General features: G+C 58.8%; 15 protein-coding genes. 6 read left to right on the top strand and 9 right to left on the bottom strand.

What is annotated here, in order from left to right:
* Positions 1–10 precede the first annotated feature (10 nt).
* Entirely contained in the window at positions 11–2,884 is a 2,874-nt protein-coding gene (gene leuS / locus Q0M74_RS01185) for a leucine--tRNA ligase (RefSeq protein ID WP_293950974.1), read from the bottom strand.
* 137 nt (positions 2,885–3,021) lie between these two features.
* Here leuS and Q0M74_RS01180 point away from each other — a divergent pair, with 137 nt between their 5' ends.
* Together Q0M74_RS01180 and Q0M74_RS01175 are read left to right on the top strand one after the other, a co-directional pair.
* The gene (locus tag Q0M74_RS01180; RefSeq protein WP_293950971.1) at positions 3,022–3,447 is read left to right on the top strand and encodes a YbaN family protein; all 426 of its coding nucleotides are present in this window, start codon (positions 3,022–3,024) and stop codon (positions 3,445–3,447) included.
* Positions 3,448–3,563: 116 nt separating this feature from the next.
* Positions 3,564–5,237: a DNA glycosylase AlkZ-like family protein gene (locus Q0M74_RS01175; RefSeq protein ID WP_293950969.1), complete on the top strand. Its 1,674-nt coding sequence runs from the start codon at positions 3,564–3,566 to the stop codon at positions 5,235–5,237.
* Between the two features lie 39 nt (positions 5,238–5,276).
* Here the strand turns inward: Q0M74_RS01175 and Q0M74_RS01170 are convergent, their stop codons facing one another.
* From Q0M74_RS01170 to Q0M74_RS01145, 6 genes are all read right to left on the bottom strand, one after another.
* A complete protein-coding gene (locus tag Q0M74_RS01170) occupies positions 5,277–5,654 on the bottom strand; it encodes a HigA family addiction module antitoxin (protein WP_293950967.1) in 378 nt (125 codons plus the stop codon).
* Between the two features lie 216 nt (positions 5,655–5,870).
* On the bottom strand, positions 5,871–6,053 hold the full coding sequence (locus Q0M74_RS01165) for a Rieske 2Fe-2S domain-containing protein (RefSeq protein WP_293950964.1): 183 nt from the start codon (positions 6,051–6,053) through the stop codon (positions 5,871–5,873).
* A gap of 152 nt (positions 6,054–6,205) precedes the next feature.
* Complete coding sequence (locus tag Q0M74_RS01160; protein ID WP_293950962.1) at positions 6,206–6,940, bottom strand: maleylpyruvate isomerase family mycothiol-dependent enzyme; 735 nt, start codon at positions 6,938–6,940, stop codon at positions 6,206–6,208.
* A complete protein-coding gene (locus Q0M74_RS01155; RefSeq protein ID WP_293950959.1) occupies positions 6,940–7,779 on the bottom strand; it encodes a fumarylacetoacetate hydrolase family protein in 840 nt (279 codons plus the stop codon). The genes Q0M74_RS01160 and Q0M74_RS01155 overlap by 1 nt, the downstream gene beginning before the upstream one ends.
* A 6-nt stretch (positions 7,780–7,785) precedes the next feature.
* Complete coding sequence (locus Q0M74_RS01150) at positions 7,786–8,913, bottom strand: cupin domain-containing protein (protein WP_293950956.1); 1,128 nt, start codon at positions 8,911–8,913, stop codon at positions 7,786–7,788.
* A gap of 265 nt (positions 8,914–9,178) precedes the next feature.
* Entirely contained in the window at positions 9,179–9,958 is a 780-nt protein-coding gene (locus Q0M74_RS01145) for an IclR family transcriptional regulator (RefSeq protein WP_293950954.1), read from the bottom strand.
* 64 nt (positions 9,959–10,022) lie between these two features.
* On the opposite strand from Q0M74_RS01145, the gene Q0M74_RS01140 reads away from it, so the two are divergent.
* Entirely contained in the window at positions 10,023–11,360 is a 1,338-nt protein-coding gene (locus Q0M74_RS01140; RefSeq protein WP_293950952.1) for an aromatic acid/H+ symport family MFS transporter, read from the top strand.
* A gap of 145 nt (positions 11,361–11,505) precedes the next feature.
* On the top strand, positions 11,506–12,846 hold the full coding sequence (locus Q0M74_RS01135; RefSeq protein ID WP_293950950.1) for an FAD-dependent monooxygenase: 1,341 nt from the start codon (positions 11,506–11,508) through the stop codon (positions 12,844–12,846).
* Positions 12,847–12,999: 153 nt separating this feature from the next.
* On the opposite strand, the gene Q0M74_RS01130 is transcribed toward Q0M74_RS01135, so the two are convergent.
* A complete protein-coding gene (locus Q0M74_RS01130; protein ID WP_293950948.1) occupies positions 13,000–14,250 on the bottom strand; it encodes a dicarboxylate/amino acid:cation symporter in 1,251 nt (416 codons plus the stop codon).
* Positions 14,251–14,671: 421 nt separating this feature from the next.
* On the opposite strand from Q0M74_RS01130, the gene Q0M74_RS01125 reads away from it, so the two are divergent.
* A complete protein-coding gene (locus Q0M74_RS01125; protein ID WP_293950946.1) occupies positions 14,672–15,199 on the top strand; it encodes an SdpI family protein in 528 nt (175 codons plus the stop codon).
* Positions 15,200–15,284: 85 nt separating this feature from the next.
* Here the strand turns inward: Q0M74_RS01125 and Q0M74_RS01120 are convergent, their stop codons facing one another.
* Positions 15,285–15,677 carry a hypothetical protein gene (locus tag Q0M74_RS01120; protein ID WP_293950944.1) on the bottom strand — a complete coding sequence of 131 codons (393 nt, stop codon included), beginning with the start codon at positions 15,675–15,677 and terminating at the stop codon, positions 15,285–15,287.
* Positions 15,678–15,812: 135 nt separating this feature from the next.
* Here Q0M74_RS01120 and trpL point away from each other — a divergent pair, with 135 nt between their 5' ends.
* Complete coding sequence (trpL, locus tag Q0M74_RS01115; RefSeq protein WP_293951006.1) at positions 15,813–15,866, top strand: trp operon leader peptide; 54 nt, start codon at positions 15,813–15,815, stop codon at positions 15,864–15,866.
* Positions 15,867–16,031: the final 165 nt, after the last annotated feature.

Here is a 16,031-nt window from a genome sequence, read left to right as displayed (position 1 = left end):
GTGAGCCAGGTTATTTCACCACGAGGTTGACCATGCGGCCTGGGATGACGATCTGCTTAATCAGGTTCTTACCCTCAACCTGGGCTGCGATCTTCTCATCAGCCAGCGCGATCTCAATGATCGCCTCCTGTGAGGCATCAGCAGCCACGGTGATGCGGCTGCGGACCTTGCCGTTGATCTGAACCGGCAGCTCCACCTCATCGTCCTTGAGCCACTTCTCCTCGAAGGTGGGGAAGGGCTCATAGGTGACGGTGTCATCGTGGCCGAGCTTCTTCCAGAGTTCCTCCGCGATGTGCGGGGCAACAGGAGAAGCCATGACCACCAGGGGGAGGACAGCTCCGGCTGGAACTGCACCTGGGTAGGTCTTGGTCAGGTAGTTGACGTACTCGATGAGCTTGGCCACCACGGTGTTCACCCGCAGGTTGGCGTAATCATCGCGGACACCGGCGATGGTGCGGTGCAGGTGCTTGTTGTCCTCATCGGTCAGGGCAGCATCGTCAGTGAGCACCTCACCGGTGTGCTCATCGACGATCAAGCGCCAGAGACGCTGCAGGAAGCGCTGTGCACCCACCACGTCCTTGGTTGCCCAGGGGCGGGAGGTGTCCAGGGGACCCATGGACATCTCGTAGACACGCAGGGTGTCCGCACCATAGTTGTTGCAGATATCATCCGGTGCCACGGCGTTCTTGAGGGACTTGCCCATCTTGCCGTATTCCTGGTTGACCTCTTCACCCTGGTAGAAGAACTTGCCGTCCTTCTCCTCAACCTCTTCGGCCGGGACGTAAACACCACGGGAATCGGTGTAGGCGAAGGCCTGGATGTAGCCCTGGTTGTAGAGGCGTCGGTAAGGCTCCTTGGAGGTGACATGGCCAAGGTCAAAAAGAACCTTGTGCCAGAAGCGGGAGTACAGCAGGTGCAATACCGCGTGCTCGACACCACCGACGTAGAGGTCTACGCCACCGGGATCGTTCGGGCCGTGGACATCCGGGCGGGGGCCGGTCCAGTAGGCCTCGTTTTCGATATTGCAGAGCTGCTCATCGTTGGATGGGTCGATATAACGCAGCTGGTACCAGGAGGAACCTGCCCACTGGGGCATGACGTTGGTGTCGCGGGTGTACTTCTTCTTGCCATCACCCAGATCCAGTTCCACCTCAACCCATTCGCGGGCCTTGGCCAGCGGTGGGGAAGGCTCGGAATCGGCATCTTCAGGATCGAAGGAGACAGGCTTATAATCCTCGACCTCAGGAAGCTCCACGGGCAGCATGGATTCCGGCAGTGCGTGGGCCAGACCGTCCTCGTCGTAGACCACTGGGAAAGGCTCGCCCCAGTAACGCTGGCGGGCAAAGAGCCAGTCGCGCAGCTTGTACTGGATGGTGCCGCGACCCAGTTCCTTAGCTTCCAGCCATTCGATGGTCTTGGCAACGGCCTCAACCATGGCCAGGCCATTGATGTCCAGACCCTGGTCATTGGCGGAGTTTATGGACTCACCGGAAGCGGTGAAGGCTTCCTCGACGATGTTGCCGCCGGCGACAACCTCAACGATGGGCAGGCCGAAGACGGTGGCGAACTCATAGTCACGGTCATCGTGGGCAGGAACAGCCATGATGGCACCGGTACCATAGCCGGTGAGCACGTAGTCCGCGATGAAGACAGGCACCTGCTCGCCGTTGACCGGGTTGGTGGCGTACACACCAAGGAAGACGCCGGTCTTCTCCTTGTTTTCTTGACGCTCCAGGTCAGACTTGGCAGCGATGGAGGCGCGGTAGGCGGCCACAGCTTCAGCCGGGGTGGCCTGGCCGTTGGTCCAGCGGGCGTCCACGCCTTCATAGGAACCTGAGCCCTTGGCGACGAGGGCATCGACAAGCTCATGTTCCGGGGCGAGCACCATGTAGGTGGCACCGAAGAGGGTGTCCGGGCGGGTGGTGAAGACGGTGATGGCCTCACCCTCAGCGCTGAAGTCGACCTCAGCGCCGCGGGAACGGCCGATCCAGTTGCGCTGCATGGATTTGACCTTCTCCGGCCAGTCCAGCAGTTCCAGATCATCGATGAGGCGATCAGAATACGCGGTGATGCGCATCATCCACTGGGAGAGGTTCTTGCGGAACACCGGGAAGTTGCCGCGCTCGGAACGCCCATCGGCGGTGACCTCCTCATTGGCCAGCACGGTACCCAGGCCCGGGCACCAGTTCACGGTGGACTTGGAACGGTACACCAGGCGGAATTCATCCACAGCTTCTTGCTTTGCGGCCTTATCCAGCGCGTTGTAATCCGAGCCGTCCTTGGTGGCAACCGCGCCAGACTCCAACAGAGGAATCAGTTCAGCGATCGGACGGGCCTTCTGCTGCTCCGCATCGAACCAGGAGTTGAAGATCTGGAGGAAGATCCACTGGGTCCACTTGTAGAACTCAGGATCAGTGGAGGCCACGGAACGGCGGGGGTCATGGCCCAGACCGAGAGCACCCAGCTGGCGACGCATGTTCTCAATATTGGCCATGGTGGTGGTGCGCGGGTGGGTACCGGTCTGGATGGCGTACTGCTCAGCCGGCAGGCCGAAGGAGTCATAGCCCAGGGTGTGCAGGACGTTCTTGCCCAGCATGCGGTTATAGCGGGCGAAGACATCGGTGGCGATATAGCCCAGTGGGTGACCGACGTGCAGGCCGGCACCGGAAGGGTAAGGGAACATATCCTGCACGAAGAGCTTGTCTTCGGGCAGCTCACGGCCATCGGCAGGTGCTAGGTCACCCACCGGATTCGGGGCATTGAAGGTGCCCTTATCGGTCCAGTAATTCTGCCACTCGCCCTCGATCTTGTTGGCCAGCTCCGGGGTGTAACGGTACTCCAGGGACTGCGCGGAAGAAGAGGTGCCTTCGCTCGGATTAGTCATGGTTAAACAGTGTAGTAGAGGGACCGGACACTGGATATTCTGGGGAGTTTTCGCCTCGCCCCCCAGGAGTGATCAGAGAGTGGCCGCGGTCATGGACACTGGCAATTAAGACGGGTGGAGCCGTAGAATAGTTCATTATGCTGAAACCTCTGCTCATGGCCGTCGGTCTCATCAGCCTCGCCCTGGGGGCGGCGGGCATCATCCTCCCGATCCTGCCCACCACCCCCTTCCTGCTGCTGGCGGCTTTCTGCTTCGCCCGCAGTTCCGAACGCCTGCACCGCTATCTGGTCACTCACAGGATCTTCGGGGAGTACATCTCCAACTACTACAACCAGGCGATGACACCGCGACACAAGGCCCGCACCCTGGGTGTGATGTGGTTTGGCATCATCTTCTCCTGCATCCTCATCGGTGCGAGCATCCCCTGGATCATCCTGCCGGCCATCGCCACCTTGGTGAGCATCCACATCATCCGTCTCCAGCCGCGCCCAGAACAGGCGCCGGAAACGGTAGCGGGGGAGAACTTCGCTGGATACCACCTCTGCGCGACCGCAGACAACTGATCTCCCGCGGCGGAAACAGTCCCCTGCATTCAATCAATGATTGAATTGATTCAATCAAAGTGCATAGTCATTTCCCATGATTGAATCATTAGATCAAGATCACTAAGCTACAGTTCATGAACACCAATGAGCTCCTTGAGATCATCTCCAGAGGAGAAAAGATAGATGTCGAATTCAAACGACGCCGGAGCTCCCAGGATCTGAATGACACAGACCTCGTCCGAAATGTCGCCTGCCTGGCCAATGGCGAAGGGGGAGTGCTGCTCGTCGGCGTCGAAGACAATGGCACCATCACCGGCTGCGCCCCCTTCCACAAGAAGCCTGAGGAAACTGATCCTCGCAGAATTGAAGCCCTGATCGCCCATCACACCAGACCTGCACTTGTCACTACCGCAGAGGTCCACACAGTTGATGGGAAGGATATCCTCTGTGTGTCTGTCCCCAAGGTTGAATCCCCGCTAGCCACCTCGAAAGGTGTCTACCAGCGCAGAGCCCTCAGGATTGATGGCACACCGGAATGCGTGGCCATGGATCCGAGCTACCTGTTCAGCCAGTACAACTCGGTAAATGCTCGGGACTGGGCAAAGTTGGAAGCTCCAGGTGCCTCACTCAAAGACCTGGATCCAGATGAGTTTGACCTCTTCCGGAAGATGGTGCGACAACAAGGTGGCGATCATGTCCTAGCCGATCTCAACAATGAAGAGATTTTGCGTGCGCTTGGCTTCTTCAATGATCACGCAGACCCCGTGAAAAATGGTGCAATTCTCCTCTTCGGCACCCCAGAGACAATTCTCCGGTGGATCCCCAACCATGAGATCATCCTGCAGGTGATGGATGGATCCGATATCAAGCTCAATAAAAGATTCACATCGCCCCTGCTTCGGTCAATGATGGAAATCGCGGAGCGCCTTGATATCTACCGAAAAGAAGAGGAGATCAATTCCGGCCTGCTCCGGATCGCATTACCCAACCTCCCAGAAAGGGTGACACGAGAAGCAGTGGCTAATGCACTCGTTCACCGTGATTACACTGCACTGGGAACTACGAGAATCCTCTTGGACAGCCACGCCCTCACCGTCACCAACCCGGGAGGACTCCCCCGAGGAGTCACTCTGGACACCCTGCTCAACGCTTCCGCACCCCGCAGCCCCGCACTTGCCGATGCTTTCAAACGTGCGGGCCTGGTTGACCGTGCTGGACGCGGAATCCAGGTCATGTACAGGATCCTACTTTCCGCAGGTCGCGATGCCCCTGATTATTCGGCGACAACAGATGAATCGGTATCAGTGGAAATTCCCGTCACAGGCTTTGATCTGGAGTTTGCGCGCTTCGTCAATACCTGGCAGGACACCAAGGGGGAACTCGAGGTACTTGAACTTCGACTACTCCACATAATCCATGACGAAGGACGTATCAGCCTGGATGAAATCTCCGAACTTCTGAACAACACCCCGACCCAGATACGTCGGACCCTGAACCACCTTGCAGACACTTCCCTGGTGGAAGTGATCGGCAGGGGAGGCTCAAGAGAATTCCGCCTCGGCAGCGGCTTCTATGACCTAGTGGGAAGACGTCCAGACTTCATCCGTTCCCAGATGATGAACGAGGTCCGAGCCGAGCAGCTGATACTCGCATATATCAAGGAATACGGGGCCATCACTCGCGCCCAGGCAGCAGAAACATGTGGATTGACCGGGCAGGCAGCTTATAGGATACTCCTCGCCTTGAATGAGCGCGAGCTGATAGTCAAAAGGGGTCAGACAAGAAACACCCATTATGTGCTGCCTTAGATCAAGAATCCCCGGATACCTGGACTGACAGGCAGTGCCCTATTCCCCTTCCTGCATGGGGTTGAGCCAGCCGACCACATGGAGATCGGAGTCATAGGGCTCGATGGCTTCCAGGACCTCACGGGCATTCAGATAGGCCACGGAGAGGTCATAGTGGGTCTGGAGATTCAGCCAGAACTGCGGATCAGGACCCAGGTAGGCAGCCAGACGCAGAGCGGTGTCGGCGGTGATGGCACGCTTGCCGTGGACGATCTCATTGATCCTGCGGGGCGGCACCCCGATGGCGCGCGCCAGACCGTTCTGGGAGAGTTCCAGGGGTTCCATGAACTCCTCAAAGAGAATCTGGCCAGGCAGGACCGGCTTTCCTTCTGGACTTGCCGGGTTGCTATGCTTAGCGCCATCCCGCTGCTGAGTCATGTTGCGCTCTCCTTCTCGGCGGATCCTGATGATCAGGTCATGTGTAGTAAATAGGTGAATACTACCCTTATAAATCTACTACCTGCATCATGACGCGGCACATCATGCCTCCCTTTCCCCCCCCTTCAGCGCTATAACGCCTCAGGGGTGCGACACTGTGGGGAAGGGCTTCACCATACCGCGGTCATCCACGCGGACCTCACACACCTGAGCAGGTCAGCGGGCAGGATATTTCACCGGATCGCCACTTTCCAGACAGAAGTGTCCCTTATGGAGCCGGCATTCCAGCACACCCTCTTTCACCCTGCTCTTCATGTGGCTGGTACCGACATGGGTGCCGAGCTCATCGATGGCGTAGAAACGTTCCCCCTCGCGGAAAATGACGATATTCTGGACCATGGCCTTATTTTGTCACTGTGACAAGACGGGCCTGTCCGTCAGAACTCAGTTGCGGGGCAGATATCAACCATGAGGGGGGATCCTTGCAACACCAGGGCAGCAGAAGACCCCCTGCCGGAAAACCGGAAGAGGGTCAACATTCCACTTAAGGACTAGAGCCAGCGGGGAGGTTCTGGAACTTCACCGGCAGGGGAGGTGACTCCCTCCGCACCACGGCCAGCGGCATAGCGGGTGATACCGGCGAGCTCGCCGATGATCTCCACTTCCGCCTCGCCCGCAGCAGCCGGAGCTGCAGCATAGCGCTCACCGGTGGTGGCGTCGACAAGCACGAGGCCTGCGCCATCGCCCTGGCCGGCCCACTTGGCGGTGATTTCGGCAGCGAGGGTACGGAGGATGACCTCTGGCAGGTCGCCGAAGGTGGCTACTGCACCCAGATCCACAGCGTGGATCCAGACCTCGCGGGAGCGCATCCAGAGGGACTCACTGGCAGGCACTGTGCGCCCCTGCGCGGTGAGGACCTCATTGGCCCAGGCCTCATCCGAGGTGCCACTCCAATCAACGTCCAGACGGGCCACAGAGTGCTCGTGGAGGTTGCGCAGGGCATCCGGGTTCAGCGTGGCACCGTAGGCGATTTCCTCGTTACGTGCCTCTGGCGAGGAGTACATCGGGGTCTTCTCGCCGGTGTTTGCCCAGTGCATGAGGTTGCACAGTGCGATGGCGTTATAAGCGACGTGAGCGATCAGGTGTGAACGGGTCCAACCAGCAAGGTCGGTTGGCTCGTCAAAGTCAGCGTTGTCGATGAGCGACAGCTGACGGGAGTAGTGGGACGTGCCCAGCCTTGCCAGGGTCAGCCGCTCAGAGAGCGGAAGATCGTGGAAAGTGCTCATTACTCAAACACCGTCTTGTTCTCGACAGAGCCCAGGCCTGCAATCTCAACCTTGACGGTTTCTCCGTCACCGACATAACGCTTTGGATCACGGGCATGGCCCACGCCACCTGGGGTGCCGGTGATGATGACATCGCCTGCATCCAGTGGATAGATGTGGGTGATGTACTCGATGAGCTTCTCTGGGCTGAAGACCAGGTCATCGGTTGGGGTGGACTGCATCTTTTCACCCTCGAGATAGGTTGCCAGCTCGCCACCGAACTCGAAGGAGTCAGGGGTGGTCATCCATGGACCGAAGCCTGCGCTCTTCTCGAAGGACTTACCCTGGTGCCACTGTGGGGCGGCAGCCGGGACGCGGTACTGGAAGTCACGCATGGTGTAGTCGTTCATGACTGCGTAGCCAGCGATATAATCTTTGGCATCAGCTTCCTTGACGCGACGTGCACGCTTGGAGATGACAACTGCCAGCTCGCCTTCCCAGTCGATGGCCTTGTTGGCCCACTCTGGAACAACAACATCGTCATAAGGACCGACGAGGGCGTCAGGGTACTTGACGAAGAGGGTTGGGTAATCCGGGAGGTTACGGCCCATCTCCGTGATGTGGTTGGCGTAGTTCAGGCCAACACAGACGATCTTCTTCGGAGCTGGAACAACCGCGTCCAGGTCCTTCTTGTCGAAGGAGACAGCTTCGCCGGATGCGTTCTCGGCGATATCGCGCCAGTTGCTCTCCTGCAGCAGCTCGCCAACATTGGCGTAGCCCTCGATCGGGGTTGCGGTGTTCTCAGACTCAACGCGGGCTGCGATGGTGGAGCCGTTGGTACGAATAGTTGCTAAACGCATATTGTTTTAGATTCCTTCCGGAGTAAAGGTACGTGCGAGGTTAAGAGCCTCGAAAATTGGTGCGTCGGAGAAGCAGAACAGATCGGTGCCTTCATCTGAGGCCTCGATGCTCCACTTCTGCCAAGACGGAACGTTGACGATGTCACCGTGCTTGGCTTCGAAGGTCTTATCGCCAACGTTAATGGTGGCAGATCCTTCGAAGACCTGGAAGCAGCGATTTCCGACCTCGTGGATCGGGGTGGTGCTGGCACCCGGGCGCAGACGGTGGAACTCTGCGCGGATGGTGGTCATGACATCGCCACCGGTTGTTGGGTTGGTGTAACGGATCGCTGCATGTCCTGGCGCGACAGTACCAGGATGGCCTGCCTCTTCGAGAGCCAGCTGATCTTTCAGTGCGGCGTCCGTGTGCTCCCAGGCGTAACGGCCGATCGGGGAGGAGGAGGCCTTGCCTGGGAAAGCGACCGGGCGCAGGCCCGGGTGCGCCCAGAGTCGCTCGGAGCGGGACAGGTCCGGGGTGGACTCGTCGGTGAGTTTCTCGGTGCCGTACTCGAAGAAGCCGGTGTCCATCTGGTACGCGAAGGGGATGTCCAGGCCGTCAAGCCAGGCCATCGGCTCGGTCGCGATGTTGTGGTGGCCGTGGTACGCCCAGCCTGGGGTCAGGAGGAAGTCACCGCGACGCATCGGTACCGGATCACCGTTGACCACGGTCCAGACGCCTTCGCCCTCGATGACGAAGCGGAAAGCATTCTGAGAGTGGCGGTGCTCCGGTGCGTTCTCGCCTGGGGCGAGGTACTGGATTGCAGCCCAGAGAGTGGGGGAGATGTAGGTGTTGCCGTCCAGGCCGGGGTTGGCCAGGCCGATGGCACGACGCTCGCCGCCACGACCGACTGGAACCAGTTCACCGGAGCGCTGTGCGAGCTTCAGCAGTTCTGCCCAATCCCACTTGTGGGCCACCGCACGTGGCTCCGGGGCGTTCGGCATGAGGCCACCGATCTGGGTCCACAGTGGCTTCAGGTGGAGGTCATCCATGCGCTCGTACATGGTGTCGAGCTCCGCCTGCTCCTCAGGGGTTGGCGGTGGGACTTCCATCTTGACGTGTTCGGTTGAGTAGTCGGTGCTCTTTGGGGTACCCATCTTGGAGTCCTCCTTGTTTCTGGTTTCGGTGATGTTCTTCCGCCTCAGTCAGCTGCGCCTCTCGTTAAGAGGAACCCTGATGTAGGGCGGCTCCCCTGTGACGTCAATCTTCTCGAGGAGAAAACTTCACCGCTTACAGGTGTGATGAACAGCTATATCTTCTGTTTGTGAGTTCGAACATATGGGGATATCAAACGTGACTCAACGAATTTCCGCTATATGGAAAGGTGCCGACGCGGGGGTGGGGGAGGGTGGAATTTCACCCCTAAAGGACAGATTCACTGACCCTGTAACTCGTTAACGTCCGGTTCAGATCTCTCATATGTCGCTCCAGGGAGTCCACACACCGGGGATAGGCCTCGCGGAAGCGGGAAGAGGGCACGGCAAGGGACAATGCACCCAAAACATCACCCACGTCATTGAGCAGGCACTCCGCAACGGCACTGACATCCTGTTCAAAAAAGCCGAAGTTGGTCCCATGGCCGCGATCACGGGTCCTGCGGAGGCGTTTGCGAAGGTTCTCAAACTCCTCATCACTCAGGGTGGCATAGAGGGAGCGCAGCTCCCGGGGAGAGAGTTCCGCCAGCATGACCAGGCCACCGGAGTTCTGAGTGGCTGGCATGACCTGACCCCTCCGATTTCCCACGCGCACCGGATTAGTCCCCTCAACACTGTGGATGAAATGACAGTTTGAGCCCTGGAGGATGATCAGATGACAGGTTTCCCCGGTCTCTGCCGCAATGGCCTCCATATGGTGTTGGCACAGCCGGGTCAGATCAGAGCCCAAGCCAGGCTGGAGCGCTGACGTGGCCAGGGCGGGACCAGGAAGGTACATGCGCGATTCGGTGCGCACGGCGAAGCCACGGTAGACCAGCATGGCCATGGACCTGTGGACCGTAGACAGGCCTACGTCCAACTCCTCTGCGGCACCGGAAATGGTCAGGGCTCCGGAATCACGTAGGAGCAGAATCAGCTGCAGAGCAGTATCTACAGAGTGCAGAAAACCTTTCGGGGGTGGCCCATGGGTGGGGGCGACGTTCACCATTGTCCTACTTTCCACATAGGGGAATATCTTTGATTGTAATCTACCTCACCTCGAACATATCCCTATGACATCACACGCAACAGATAACGGAGGGGTCAGAACACACCCCCCGGAAAATGCTCCAGGCGTTGATCCCCTCGAAGCAGAAGAGCACTCATTCAAGATTCTCGGAATCGGTGGGCGCAGGCTCGCAGCAGTTCTCATCGGTTGGTTCTTCGTGGTCTTCGATGGCTACGACCTCATCGTCTATGGAACTGTTCAGTCAGCACTCGCACGCGAGTGGGACCTCAACTCCGCCACCCTGGGTACCATTGGTTCCACCGCCTTCTTCGGCATGGCCCTTGGCGCCGTCTTCATCGGTCGTCTCTCCGACAGGGTGGGACGCAAGGCTGCTGTCATCGGCTCCGTCATTGTTTTGTCGGTGTTCACATTGCTGTGTGCCTTCGCCCCCAACCCGTGGGTCTTCGGCACACTCCGCTTCCTCGCAGGTCTGGGCCTGGGTGGACTTGTTCCATCTGTCAACGCCATGACCTCGGATCTTGTGCCACGTCGCACCATGTCCGCCTGGGCAACCGTGATGATGTCCGGTGTTCCACTCGGTGGTTCCATCGCCGCGGTCCTGGCCATCTGGGTCGTCCCCTCCTCGGAGGAGTGGGGCTGGCGCATCATGTTCCTCATCGCGCTGATCCCACTGATCGTGGGTCTGCCGATCGCCATGAAGGTCATCCCGTCCGATAAGGACATCAAGGCTGACCACATCGCCCGTGAGGGTGCTGAGGAGCCTGCAGGCTTCAAGGACCTGCTCACCTCTCGTTACCGTGCGATTTCCATCTGGTTCGCACTGGCGACCTTCGTCACCCTGCTGGCCTGGTACGGCCTGGGTACCTGGCTGCCGCGTCTGATGGAAACCGCTGGCTACAACTTCGGCCACGCCCTGATGTTCACCCTGGCACTCAACCTCGGCGCTATCATCGGCTCCGTGGCCACCGCCTGGGCTGGCGACCGCTTCGGCCCGATCCGTTCCGGCATCGTGGCCGCCGGCATCGCGGGTATCGCACTACTGATCCTGCTGACATACCCACCTGTCTGGGCTGTGTACATCATCCTGATCCTGGCCGGTGTGGGTACCCACGGAACACAGATCCTGATCATTGCCGCCGTGGCCAACTTCTACCCATCCAATCTGCGTGGAACCGCACTGGGTTGGGCACTGGGCGTCGGCCGCATCGGTGCCGTGGCTGCTCCTCAGCTGGCAGGTCTGCTGCTGGCGTGGAACCTCGGTGTCGAATCGAACTTCATCATGTTCGGTGCTGCAGCACTGCTCTCCGCAGTCTCCCTGTCGGTGCTGCTCCGTCTGCAGAAGCAGTTCGGTCAGCGCCACCAGATCGTGGTTCAGGGCTAATCTCAGCATTCCCCTGGCCTGTGGGTCGGACTCCATATCCGGCCCTCCTGCCACATCCGGGGACTCACACCCCCTGGGTCCCCCACACGAGAACAGAATTTTTCACTTAAATATCCTCAACCAGTCAATAGTTAGGAAGTCTCCCATGTCCTCCAATCTCCCCAAGTCCGATGAGCTTAAAGGCCAGAAGATCGTCATCTCCGGTGGCGGTATCGGTGGCGCGGCAGGTGCCCTGGCGCTTGCTCTGCGTGGTGCTGATGTCACCCTTTATGAGCGTGCACCTGAATTCAAGGAAGTAGGTGCAGGCCTGCAGATCGGCCCGCACGGCTGGCGCATGCTGGAATCCTGGGGCCTGCTGGATCAGATCGTGGCGGCGGGTTACCTGCCGGAGGACATGCAGTTCCGTGACGCGATGAACCGCGAAACCATCCTGACTCTGAAGTTCGATGAGGAGTTTGAGAAGCACTACGGTGGCCGTTACCTAGTCATCCACCGCTCCGACCTGCTGTCCATCCTGGTGGACAATGCGATTGAGGCTGGCGCAAAGCTGAACAACGGTATCTTCGTCTCTGACTCCCGCACCGTGGGCGACAGCGTTGAGATTGACATTGAGGATGCAGAGAACCCAGGCGAGAACAAGGAGACCGTCACCGCTGATGCTTTCCTGGCCTTCGACGGCATCCACTCCGTGATGCGCAAGAAGCTTGTCCAGGACGAGCCTGTCGCCTCCTCCTACGTCGCCTACCGTGGCACCTCCAAGCTGGCTGAGGATCCTGAGATGAAGGATCTGAAGTCTGTCATCGGCTATATCGGGCCTTCTGTCCACTTCATCCAGTACCCACTGCGTGGTGGCGAGCTGCTGAACCAGGTTGCAGTGTTCGAGTCCAAGCGTTACCTCGAAGGCCGCGCAACCGGCGAGATCCCAGAGGACTGGGGCAACCCGGAGGAACTGGACCAGGCCTACGGCCACTGCGATCAGTTCATCCAGGATCGTCTGCACACCCTGTGGCGCAACAACTGGTGGCAGATGTCTGACCGTGAGCCAATGGAGAACTGGCAGATCGGCCGCATGCTGCTGCTCGGTGATGCTGCCCACCCACCACTGCAGTACCTGGCTTCCGGTGCCGTCATGGCCATGGAGGACGCAGAAGCTGTCGCCATCTTCGCATCTGATGCCGCCAAGGCGGGCAACCTGAACTGGGAAGAGGTGCTTGCTGAGGTTGAGGCTGAGCGTCGCCCACGTTCTAAGCGTATCCAGACCGTTGGCCGTTTCTGGGGGGAGCTCTGGCACCTCGACGGCACTTCCCGTCTGATCCGCAATGAGCTCTTCCGCCAGGCTGATCGCACCGGTTGGTTCCGTTACGCTGACTGGCTCTGGGGCTACGACGCTGCCAGGCGCGAGTACATCGCGAACCCTGAGAAGGGCGAAGTTCCAGCCGAGCTCGCAGAGTGGCGTTACGCTCTCCTTGAGGCACCTCAGGCTTAAGCTCACAGCGCTTATCGACGCCACCACCCCACACGCAGACCTTGCGTGTGGGGTGGTGGTTTTTGATGGTCAGGGCGGGATGCCGAGGGGAGAGGGGTGTCCTAAAGCAATAAAAAAGCGCACCCTCAAAGGGTGCGCTCGTGGATGGAAACCTCAGCGGTGGTCCACATCCGATGGGGTGATGTCGAAGTCCACGCGGTCCTCTTCAGGAAGGTCCTCCTGGTGGGTCTCCGTGATGTGGCCCTTGGAGATCTTGTTCACGATGACGGCAATGGCGCCGTCGCCGGTGACATTGGCTGCGGTGCCGAAGGAGTCAATCGCGATGTAGGCGGCGATCATGAGGGCAACCTGCTCGGTGTCGAAGCCGAGCATGGAGGAGAGCATGCCGGTGGCGGCCATGATGGCACCACCCGGAACACCCGGAGCGGCGATCATGGTGATGCCCAGCATGAGCAGGAAGCCAAGCGCCAGACCTAAACTGACCTCGATGTTGTAGATATAGACAACAGCGAAGGCAAAGAGGCCGATCTTCATCATGGAACCGGCCAGGTGGATGGTGGCGCACAGTGGAACCACGAAACCTGCAACGTTGACGTCCACATCATTTTTCAGAGTCTGCTGGTAGGTGACCGGAATGGTCGCGGCAGAAGAAGAAGTACCCAGTGCTGTGAAGTAGGCAGGGAGCATGTTCTTGAACAGGGTCCATGGGTTCTTCTTGGCAATGACACCAGCAGCGATGAACTGGATCGTCAGGAACACCAGGGTGCCGATAACAGCAAGCACCAGCACCTTGCCGAAGGCAGACATGATCTCCATGAGACCACCATTCATACCCAGGCCCAGGAAGATACCGAAGATGAAGACCGGCAGCAGTGGAATGACAAAAGCGGTGATCACCTTCATCACCACGCGCTCCAGCTGACGGGTGACATCGTAGAGGGTGTTGGACTTGACCACGGTCATGCCCAGACCCAGGCAGAAGGCCAGCAGCAGGGCGGTCATGACCTCAAAGGGAGGTGGCATCTCAATGTTGAAGTAGGGCACCAGGGCACCGGCATCCAGGTCGATCTCACTGATGTTGGCATGATCAGCCAGCATCCATGGGTAGAGCGCCTGGGATGCTCCATAGGCAATCAGACCAGACAGGATCGTAGAGGCATAGGCAATGCCGGCGACAATACCCAGCCACTTACCGGCACCACGGCCCAGGCCTGCAATGGCAGGAGCGATGAGGGCGAAAATCAGCACCGGGATGAAGAAGCCCAGGAAGTTGCCGAAGAGGCCGTTGAATGTGGTGAAGATCTGGGCGAGCCACACCGGGAAGAAGAGGCTGCAGACGATTCCGAGGATGATCGCAATGACCACCCGGAACAGCAGCGATGAGCTCAAGCTCTTGATGTTCATGGTCGTTCCTACGTGTTCAGGGGACAACTTGAAGAGAAGATGCCATGAACCTCAGTCCCCTTTGCGTAAAGGAACAGGTCCGTGGCGGTATCTAGAAAAGAAGCCACGAAAAATAATGTCTCATTCACGCGCTGGATCGGTTTGTCACCCTGCACCGGCGCACCCCTGTTGATGAAAAAGGGGATTTGGGGCACCGGGTTAGAGGTACCGCAAGGTAGCGAAGATGCGATCCGGGTTTGTGGTGTACCCACCACCCAACTGCGATAGATGTCAGATTACTGCACGCCCTGACCATTGACCTAGACGAAGCCAGCCACCCACCTACCTGCGCTTCCGGCCGGATCACAGCCTTGCTGATAGCCCCGTTCAGGGGCCGTTTGAGATTACGGAAAGGAATAGTGCAGACGATAGAGTGGTTGACATGACGGTGATTGGCATTATTCTTGGCAGCCTTTTTGGCATTCTCGCGGTCCTGCTCATTGTGGCAGGTGCACTCGCCTGGACGGCGAAGCTCCCCGGAAACCCGGTGATCGGCATCCGTGTCCCTGAAGTACGTAAATCCCAGGAGCTGTGGGAGATGGCACACCGCGTCGCAGGCCCCCTGTGGGTCCTGTCCGGCGTCGCATGGGCGATCGCCTCACTCGTATCTTTCACGGCCTCTGGCTGGATGTGGCTCGTGGTGGCCCTCGGCGTGGTTGGCGCGCTGACCTTCCTCGGCATGGGTGCCGGCATGGGTGCGCACACCGTGGCCATGGTCGACGCCAAGCGTAAGGCCGCCGGCGAGGCCGCTGAAGGTGGCTGCTGCTCCGCTGATGGTGGGGGAGAAGGTGGCTGCTGCTCACCTTCCGACAGCTCTGCTTCCGCACCTGTAGAGAACTCCACTCCACTGAACGCGCCAGCCATTGACCTGGATGCTGTGCGCCGTGCCGCGCAGGCCAGGCAGGACTAGCCTTTCCAGCTTCTGCGCCAAGTAGCACCGACAACAAAGCCGGCCTCTCCATATATGGAGAGGCCGGTTCTTCTTTTCTTCAGAGCTATTTTTCAGCTGCCCGCTTGGCCATCCTTTCAGCTTCCTGCTTATCGGCTTCCTCCATTACCCAGAGCATCACGGTGAGGAACACCGGCGTCAGCCAATGCATCAACCCCAGCCCGTCCGAGGCGCCGGTAATAAGTAGTGCCACGGTGACCAATACCCAGAACCCAAAGAAGCCCCAGACCACTTCCTGCCAGAGGCCCTCATAACGCCGGCTCAGCCGCCACAGAGGAAAAGCCAAGGTGCAAGCTACTGCTGCCCCCACACCGAGCCAGAAACGCACTGGGGGCGCATTAGTGATGGTGTGGGCAAAGTTGGTGGCATCAGCGATCTCCACCCAGCCGAGGAACATGGCCACCACGCTGATGAGAAGGACTTTGATACGCACGCTCATACTCAACACCCCTTAATCCATAACCAATGAAGATAGCCCCATGCCTCAAGGCTATCCTGGAATCCCCCAGGGGCTGGCCATACCCCTATATATATAATGAGACAAAGTTCCCACCACATGATAAAGTTCTCGGTTGTGAACAACTTCTGTCAATCCCAGGGCACCCAGTGGTGGTGGCGCGCTAAATAGGCGAGCCCGACCTCAAAGTTGTTTTCACACTGAAGTTTTCAAGGCTCGTACTTCGTTCGACGAAGAAGCGGGCCTTTTGTGGTTCTTGAGACAAGGAACATGCAACCGGCAAGCCCCGGGATCGAATGAAGCTCAAGCTTATTAAAAGAGTTGTTATTTGAATTC

The sequence above is a fragment of the uncultured Corynebacterium sp. genome, assembly GCF_945649885.1.
Taxonomy (GTDB): domain Bacteria; phylum Actinomycetota; class Actinomycetes; order Mycobacteriales; family Mycobacteriaceae; genus Corynebacterium.
Note: the sequence above shows the minus strand (reverse complement) of the source record. Positions and strands in the feature narration are given on the sequence as shown.

Bases quoted from the DNA above. Each gene is read 5' to 3' on its own strand.
- Q0M74_RS01165 (WP_293950964.1), bottom strand. From the start codon at position 6,053: ATGGTCCAGAATATCGTCATTTTCCGCGAGGGGGAACGTTTCTACGCC.
- Q0M74_RS01155 (WP_293950959.1), bottom strand. From the start codon at position 7,779: ATGCGTTTAGCAACTATTCGTACCAACGGCTCCACCATCGCAGCCCGC.
- Q0M74_RS01150 (WP_293950956.1), bottom strand. From the start codon at position 8,913: ATGGGTACCCCAAAGAGCACCGACTACTCAACCGAACACGTCAAGATG.
- Q0M74_RS01125 (WP_293950946.1), top strand. From the start codon at position 14,672: ATGACGGTGATTGGCATTATTCTTGGCAGCCTTTTTGGCATTCTCGCG.
- Q0M74_RS01170 (WP_293950967.1), bottom strand. From the start codon at position 5,654: ATGACTCAGCAGCGGGATGGCGCTAAGCATAGCAACCCGGCAAGTCCA.
- Q0M74_RS01130 (WP_293950948.1), bottom strand. From the start codon at position 14,250: ATGAACATCAAGAGCTTGAGCTCATCGCTGCTGTTCCGGGTGGTCATT.
- Q0M74_RS01145 (WP_293950954.1), bottom strand. From the start codon at position 9,958: ATGGTGAACGTCGCCCCCACCCATGGGCCACCCCCGAAAGGTTTTCTG.
- Q0M74_RS01135 (WP_293950950.1), top strand. From the start codon at position 11,506: ATGTCCTCCAATCTCCCCAAGTCCGATGAGCTTAAAGGCCAGAAGATC.
- Q0M74_RS01160 (WP_293950962.1), bottom strand. From the start codon at position 6,940: ATGAGCACTTTCCACGATCTTCCGCTCTCTGAGCGGCTGACCCTGGCA.
- Q0M74_RS01180 (WP_293950971.1), top strand. From the start codon at position 3,022: ATGCTGAAACCTCTGCTCATGGCCGTCGGTCTCATCAGCCTCGCCCTG.
- Q0M74_RS01140 (WP_293950952.1), top strand. From the start codon at position 10,023: ATGACATCACACGCAACAGATAACGGAGGGGTCAGAACACACCCCCCG.
- Q0M74_RS01120 (WP_293950944.1), bottom strand. From the start codon at position 15,677: ATGAGCGTGCGTATCAAAGTCCTTCTCATCAGCGTGGTGGCCATGTTC.
- Q0M74_RS01175 (WP_293950969.1), top strand. From the start codon at position 3,564: ATGAACACCAATGAGCTCCTTGAGATCATCTCCAGAGGAGAAAAGATA.
- leuS (WP_293950974.1), bottom strand. From the start codon at position 2,884: ATGACTAATCCGAGCGAAGGCACCTCTTCTTCCGCGCAGTCCCTGGAG.